Source organism: Streptomyces sp. NPDC085932, from assembly GCF_044540525.1.
Lineage (GTDB): Bacteria > Actinomycetota > Actinomycetes > Streptomycetales > Streptomycetaceae > Streptomyces > Streptomyces levis.
Genome location: NZ_JBITSJ010000009.1, coordinates 301,718 through 308,120 on the forward strand (window position 1 = coordinate 301,718; position 6,403 = coordinate 308,120).

The 6,403-nt window shown below is 69.3% G+C and carries 7 protein-coding genes; 5 read left to right on the forward strand and 2 right to left on the reverse strand.

Going from position 1 to position 6,403, the window contains the following annotated elements; translation table 11 throughout:
* Positions 1 to 24 precede the first annotated feature (24 nt).
* Entirely contained in the window at positions 25 to 777 is a 753-nt protein-coding gene (gene dapB, locus ACIGAQ_RS36140) for a 4-hydroxy-tetrahydrodipicolinate reductase (protein ID WP_311688484.1), read from the forward strand.
* A 13-nt stretch (positions 778 to 790) separates the two neighbouring features.
* Positions 791 to 1,246: a hypothetical protein gene (locus ACIGAQ_RS36145; RefSeq protein ID WP_399790560.1), complete on the forward strand. Its 456-nt coding sequence runs from the start codon at positions 791 to 793 to the stop codon at positions 1,244 to 1,246.
* 74 nt (positions 1,247 to 1,320) lie between these two features.
* Here the strand turns inward: ACIGAQ_RS36145 and ACIGAQ_RS36150 are convergent, their stop codons facing one another.
* Complete coding sequence (locus ACIGAQ_RS36150) at positions 1,321 to 1,875, reverse strand: hypothetical protein (RefSeq protein ID WP_399790563.1); 555 nt, start codon at positions 1,873 to 1,875, stop codon at positions 1,321 to 1,323.
* Positions 1,876 to 1,988: 113 nt separating this feature from the next.
* Positions 1,989 to 2,228, reverse strand: coding sequence for a hypothetical protein (locus ACIGAQ_RS36155; RefSeq protein ID WP_311688478.1), 240 nt, complete (start codon positions 2,226 to 2,228; stop codon positions 1,989 to 1,991).
* A gap of 158 nt (positions 2,229 to 2,386) precedes the next feature.
* Between ACIGAQ_RS36155 and thyX the strand changes: the two genes are divergently transcribed.
* The 3 genes from thyX to ACIGAQ_RS36170 all read left to right on the forward strand — a co-directional run bounded on the left by thyX (position 2,387) and on the right by ACIGAQ_RS36170 (position 6,076).
* On the forward strand, positions 2,387 to 3,124 hold the full coding sequence (gene thyX, locus ACIGAQ_RS36160) for an FAD-dependent thymidylate synthase (RefSeq protein WP_311688476.1): 738 nt from the start codon (positions 2,387 to 2,389) through the stop codon (positions 3,122 to 3,124).
* A gap of 211 nt (positions 3,125 to 3,335) precedes the next feature.
* Positions 3,336 to 4,235, forward strand: a complete 900-nt coding sequence (gene dapA / locus ACIGAQ_RS36165) for a 4-hydroxy-tetrahydrodipicolinate synthase (protein WP_362281641.1) — start codon at positions 3,336 to 3,338, stop codon at positions 4,233 to 4,235.
* 155 nt (positions 4,236 to 4,390) lie between these two features.
* Positions 4,391 to 6,076: a ribonuclease J gene (locus tag ACIGAQ_RS36170; protein ID WP_399790568.1), complete on the forward strand. Its 1,686-nt coding sequence runs from the start codon at positions 4,391 to 4,393 to the stop codon at positions 6,074 to 6,076.
* Positions 6,077 to 6,403: the final 327 nt, after the last annotated feature.

Consider the following 6,403-nt stretch of genomic DNA (forward strand, 5'->3'; position numbering starts at 1 on the left):
CCCCTGGTGAAAGAAGCACAAGAGATGAGCAAGCTGCGCGTGGCGGTCCTCGGCGCCAAGGGCCGGATCGGCTCCGAAGCCGTCCGGGCCGTCGAGGCCGCCGAGGACATGGAGCTGGTCGCCGCCCTGAGCCGTGGCGACAAGCTGGAGACGCTGACCGAGGCCGGCGCCCAGGTCGCGGTCGAGCTGACCACGCCCGACTCGGTCATGGCCAACCTCGACTTCCTCGTCGGCCACGGCATCCACGCGGTCGTCGGCACCACCGGCTGGACCGAGGAGCGCCTCGCACAGCTGAACGGCTGGCTGGAGAAGTCCCCGGGGACGGGCGTGCTCATCGCGCCGAACTTCTCCATCGGGGCCGTCCTCACCATGAAGTTCGCGCAGCTCGCCGCCCCGTACTTCGAGTCGGTCGAGGTCGTCGAACTGCACCACCCGAACAAGGTGGACGCCCCCTCGGGCACCGCCACGCGCACCGCGCAGCTCATCGCCGAGGCCCGCCGCGCCGCCGGCACCGCCCCGGCCCCCGACGCCACGGCCACCGCCCTGGACGGCGCCCGTGGCGCCGACGTCGACGGCGTCCCGGTCCACGCCGTCCGGCTGCGCGGGCTCCTCGCCCACCAGGAGGTCCTGCTCGGCGGCGAGGGCGAGACCCTGACGGTCCGGCACGACTCGCTCCACCACAGCAGCTTCATGCCGGGCATCCTGCTCGGCGCCCGCCGCGTGGTGAGCACCCCGGGCCTGACCTTCGGCCTGGAACACTTCCTGGACCTGAACTGAGCCCCTGACCGTCATGCGCGCGAAGCTCACCTACGCCCTCGCGGCCGCCGTCCTGGTCGTCTACTTCGTCCTGGTCGGCAGCCGCGGCGTCCTGCTCATCGAGACCGGCACGCCCCTCACCGTCACCTTCGGCGTGGCGGTGCTGATCTTGCCCGCCATCGGCCTGTGGTTCCTGTGGAAGAACACCCAGTTCGTCCGCAGGGCCAACGTCCTCGCCGCCGAACTCGACGCCGAGGGCGGCCTGCCCGTCGACGAATTGAAGCGCACCCCCAGCGGCCGTATCGACCGGGACTCGGCCGACGAGGTCTTCGCCCGGCGCAAGGCCGAGACCGAGGCCGCCCCCGACGACTGGCGCACCTGGTTCCGCCTCGCCGTCGCTTACCACGACGCCCGCGACACCCCGCGCGCCCGCAAGGCGATGCAGCGCGCCATCGCCCTGCACGACGGCAAGCAGCCCGAGACCGCCTGAACAGGGCCTCCGTATGCCGATGGGGCCGGACCGCGACTCGCGCGGTCCGGCCCCATCGGCATACGGAGGAAAAGTCAGTGCGGGCGGTACTCGTCCGCCCAGACCTCCACCGAGTCGGCCGCCCGGTCGAAGGCCTCCGTACGGCCCAGGAAGTCCAGGTTGTGCGTGGACATCAACGGCGGCACGCCCTCCGCCGTACGCCCCTGCCGCTCCAGCAGCAGAGCCTGGCCCTGCACGGTCCGGGGCAGCCCCAGCCAGCGCACCGGCTGCTGCACCGTGCGCACGGAGACGACCTGCTCCCAGGGCGCCGTCCGCGTGGTGAAGAAGGCCACCTGGCGCAGCCCGCGGGCGCTCACCCACACGCCCACACGCAGCAGCCGCAGCGCGCCGGCGATGACGAGCAGCGCGAGGCCGAACACCAGCCCGACCGAGGCCAGTTCGGCCGTCGCCGCGATGATGACGGCGGCGAACAGCACGAACGAGGCGAGCAGCAGCGCCAGCGCCGCGGCCGCCACCCGCCAGGGCCCGGGCCGGTACGGCCGCCGCCACCGGTCACGGTCGTCATAAGGGAGCGGAACGTCGTCCGCCGCCTCGAAAACGCGGTCGGCCGTCAGAAAGGGCAGGGGCACGGCGGGTCCTCACTCGATCCATGCACGGGTTGTGCCCGGTGAGGCTACCGATCTGTGTCCCCGGTCACCACTGGCGGGGGGCCGGATGGAGTCACCGCCCGTCCGGGGGCGGCTCAGCGCCTCTCGGACGCCTGGGACTGCTGCGGCTGCTGGGCCGAGTGGTCGGGCGACAGCGCGGGCGTCCCGATGATCAGGGACCCCACGAGCCCCGCCACGATCGTGAGGCCTGTGAGCCATCGGCCGGCCATCTGGCCGACGGACAGCCGCTCACGCGGTGGGGGAGTGACATTGCTGCGGAACCTGTCGGCCTCGGCGACGAAGGCGAACGGTACGGGTTCACGCCGACCGAACATCAGGGGTGCGTCTCCCTTCGAGGGTGGAACGGATCACGTGCATCTGTAGAGACGAACGAACTCCCCCGAAGGTGCCCTGTTTCACCGACTTCATTGCGGCCCGTCACCAAACGTAGAGTGGCGTCGCCAAGAGACGCGATGGGAAGGCCCTGCGAACCGTGACCGAGACCCCCGACGACTTCAAGATCGACCTGCGCAGCGATGTCACCGTCGAACTGGTGAAACACAGCGCGGCCGACTCCGACGTGCTCTTCGCGGCACGGGTTTCCACCCTGGGGGAGCAGTCCCTGGACGAGCTCAAGAAGGACCCCGAGCGCTCCAAGGGCCTGATCAACTATCTGATGCGGGACCGGCACGGCAGCCCCTTCGAGCACAACTCGATGACCTTCCTCATCAGCGCCCCGATCTTCGTCTTCCGCGAGTTCATGCGGCACCGGGTCGGCTGGTCGTACAACGAGGAGAGCGGCCGCTACCGCGAGCTCCAGCCGGTCTTCTACGTGCCGGACACCTCCCGGAAGCTGATCCAGCAGGGCCGTCCGGGCAAGTACGAGTTCGTCGAGGGCACCCCCGAGCAACACCGGCTGGTCGGCGAGGCCATGGAGAGCTCCTACCGCCAGGCCTACGAGAAGTACCAGCAGATGCTCACCGCCGGCGTCGCCCGCGAGGTCGCCCGCGCGGTCCTCCCCGTCGGCCTGTACTCCTCGATGTACGCCACCTGCAACGCCCGCTCGCTGATGCACTTCCTCGGTCTGCGCACCCAGCACGAGCTGGCGAAGGTGCCGTCCTTCCCGCAGCGCGAGATCGAGATGGTCGGCGAGAAGATGGAGGCCGAGTGGGCCCGGCTCATGCCGCTCACGTACGCCGCCTTCAACGCCAACGGACGCGTGGCCCCGTAACGCGGCAGCCTTCCCCGATCAGGCACAGATGTACGGTTCAGCCGTGCGAAGTGTCCGTATTGCGGCATTTCGAGAAGTTCATCTAGCCTGATCAAACGGGTCCGGCACTGCTTGAACCCCCGAGCAAGCAGTGCCGGGCTCCACCTTTGTCACGACTTGTCGCCTGCCCCTAGGGCAGACCCCGTCCTGAGCAACGAGTAGCGTGTAACCCATGGCTCCGACCTCGACTCCGCAGACCCCCTTCGGGCGGGTCCTCACCGCCATGGTCACGCCCTTCACGGCGGACGGCGCACTCGACCTCGACGGCGCGCAGCGGCTCGCCGCCCACCTGGTGGACGCAGGCAACGACGGCCTGATCATCAACGGCACCACCGGCGAGTCCCCGACCACCAGCGACGCGGAGAAAGCGGATCTCGTACGGGCCGTCCTGGAAGCCGTCGGCGACCGCGCCCACGTCGTGGCCGGAGTCGGCACCAACGACACACACCACAGCATCGAACTCGCCCGAGCGGCGGAGCGCACCGGCGCCCACGGCCTGCTCGTCGTGACGCCGTACTACAACAAGCCCCCGCAGGAGGGCCTCTACCGGCACTTCACGGCCGTGGCCGACGCCACCGGCCTGCCGGTCATGCTCTACGACATCCCCGGCCGCAGCGGCGTCCCGATCAACACCGAGACGCTCGTCCGCCTCGCCGAGCACCCGCGCATCGTCGCCAACAAGGACGCCAAGGGCGACCTCGGCCGCGCGAGCTGGGCCATCGCCCGCTCCGGCCTCGCCTGGTACTCCGGCGACGACATGCTCAACCTGCCGCTGCTCTCCGTCGGCGCGGTCGGCTTCGTCTCCGTCGTCGGCCACGTCGTCACCCCCGAGCTGCGCGCCCTGGTCGACGCGTACACCTCGGGCGACGTCCAGAAGGCCACCGAGATCCACCAGAAGCTGCTCCCCGTCTACACGGGTATGTTCCGCACGCAGGGCGTGATGACCGCCAAGGCGGCGCTCGCGCTCAAGGGTCTGCCCTCCGGACCGCTGCGCGCCCCCATGGTCGAGTGCGCGCCCGAGGAGATCGAGCAACTCAAGATCGATCTTGCCGCCGGCGGGGTACAGCTCTGACATCAGACTTCGCGCGGACCCCCGCGCACATGCTTCACAACTGAATAAGCGGGCCACCGGTGCCCGCACCACCCACAACGACAACTGCTTCTGCACGAACGTCACGCGCGCCACGTGCCCAACCGGTACGTGGCGCGTGTGGTGAGGAGAGTCTTTTGAGTCATCCGCATCCCGAACTCAGCCCGCCCCCGCCGCTCCCCGAAGGCGGCCTGCGGGTCACCCCGCTCGGCGGTCTCGGCGAGATCGGCCGCAACATGACGGTCTTCGAATACGGCGGCCGTCTGCTGATCGTCGACTGCGGAGTGCTCTTCCCCGAGGAGGAGCAGCCCGGAATCGACCTGATCCTGCCGGACTTCTCGTCCATCAGGGACCGCCTCGACGACATCGAGGGCATCGTCCTCACGCACGGCCACGAGGACCACATCGGCGGCGTCCCCTTCCTTCTGCGCGAGAAGCCGGACATCCCGCTGATCGGCTCCAAGCTGACCCTCGCCCTGATCGAGGCCAAGCTCCAGGAGCACCGCATCCGCCCCTACACCCTGGAGGTGGCGGAGGGGCACCGCGAGCGCATCGGCCCCTTCGACTGCGAGTTCGTCGCGGTCAACCACTCCATCCCGGACGCGCTGGCCGTGGCCATCCGCACCCCCGCGGGCATGGTGGTCCACACCGGCGACTTCAAGATGGACCAGCTCCCGCTGGACAGCCGCCTCACGGACCTCCACGCATTCGCACGCCTGAGCGAGGAGGGGATCGACCTCCTGCTCTCGGACTCGACGAACGCCGAGGTGCCGGGCTTCGTCCCGCCCGAGCGGGAGATCTCCAACGTCCTGCGCCAGGTCTTCGCCGGCGCCCGCAAGCGCATCATCGTCGCGAGCTTCGCCAGCCACGTGCACCGCATCCAGCAGATCCTGGACGCCGCACACGAGTACGGCCGCCGGGTCGCCTTCGTCGGCCGCTCCATGGTCCGCAACATGGGCATCGCCCGGGACCTCGGCTACCTGAAGGTCCCGCCGGGCCTGGTCGTGGACGTGAAGACGCTCGACGACCTCCCGGACAGCGAGGTGGTCCTGGTCTGCACGGGCTCCCAGGGCGAACCGATGGCGGCCCTGTCCCGCATGGCCAACCGCGACCACCAGATCCGCATCGTCCAGGGCGACACGGTGATCCTCGCGTCGTCCCTCATCCCCGGCAACGAGAACGCGGTCTACCGCGTGATCAACGGTCTCACCCGCTGGGGCGCCAACGTGGTCCACAAGGGCAACGCCAAGGTCCACGTCTCCGGCCACGCCTCCGCGGGCGAGCTGCTGTACTTCTACAACATCTGCCGCCCGAAGAACCTGATGCCGGTGCACGGCGAATGGCGCCACCTGCGCGCCAACGCCGAACTGGGCGCCCTCACCGGAGTCCCGCACGACCGCATCGTCATCGCCGAGGACGGCGTCGCCGTCGACCTCGTCGAGGGCAAGGCCAAGATCTCCGGCAAGGTCCAGGCGGGCTACGTCTACGTCGACGGCCTTTCGGTCGGTGACGTGGGCGAGCCGGCGCTGAAGGACCGGAAGATCCTCGGCGACGAGGGCATCATCTCGGTCTTCGTGGTCATGGACTCCTCCACCGGGAAGATCACCGGCGGTCCGCACGTCCAGGCCCGCGGCTCGGGCATCGAGGACTCCGCCTTCGGCGATGTGATCCCCCGGATCACCGAGGTACTCGAACGCTCCGCGCAGGACGGCGTGGTCGAACCCCACCAGCTGCAGCAGCTCATCCGCCGCACGCTCGGCAAGTGGGTCTCCGACACGTACCGGCGCCGGCCGATGATCCTGCCCGTGGTGGTGGAGGTCTGACGGACCGTCGGGTCTGAGCCAGTGCCAACTGGGAGCGCGGCGCCTCGATTTGCATCGGGGCGCCCCGCTCCAGTAGGTTTACAACTCCTCCCGACGGGGCACCCGGGCCAACTCAGGCACCGAGGACATGTCCGGCCGGGGCGGGAAATCCGACTCAGAAACTTCTGATAAAGTCGGAACCGCCGGAAAGGGAAACGCGGAAGCGGAAACCTGGAAAGCGCCGAGGAAATCGGGTCGAGAAAAGATCTGATAGAGTCGGAAACGCAAGACCGAAGGGAAGCGCCCGGAGGAAAGCCCGAGAGGGTGAGTACAAAGGAAGCGACCGTT

Bases quoted from the DNA above. Each gene is read 5' to 3' on its own strand.
- dapB (WP_311688484.1), top strand. From the start codon at position 25: ATGAGCAAGCTGCGCGTGGCGGTCCTCGGCGCCAAGGGCCGGATCGGC.
- ACIGAQ_RS36145 (WP_399790560.1), top strand. From the start codon at position 791: ATGCGCGCGAAGCTCACCTACGCCCTCGCGGCCGCCGTCCTGGTCGTC.
- ACIGAQ_RS36155 (WP_311688478.1), bottom strand. From the start codon at position 2,228: ATGTTCGGTCGGCGTGAACCCGTACCGTTCGCCTTCGTCGCCGAGGCC.
- dapA (WP_362281641.1), top strand. From the start codon at position 3,336: ATGGCTCCGACCTCGACTCCGCAGACCCCCTTCGGGCGGGTCCTCACC.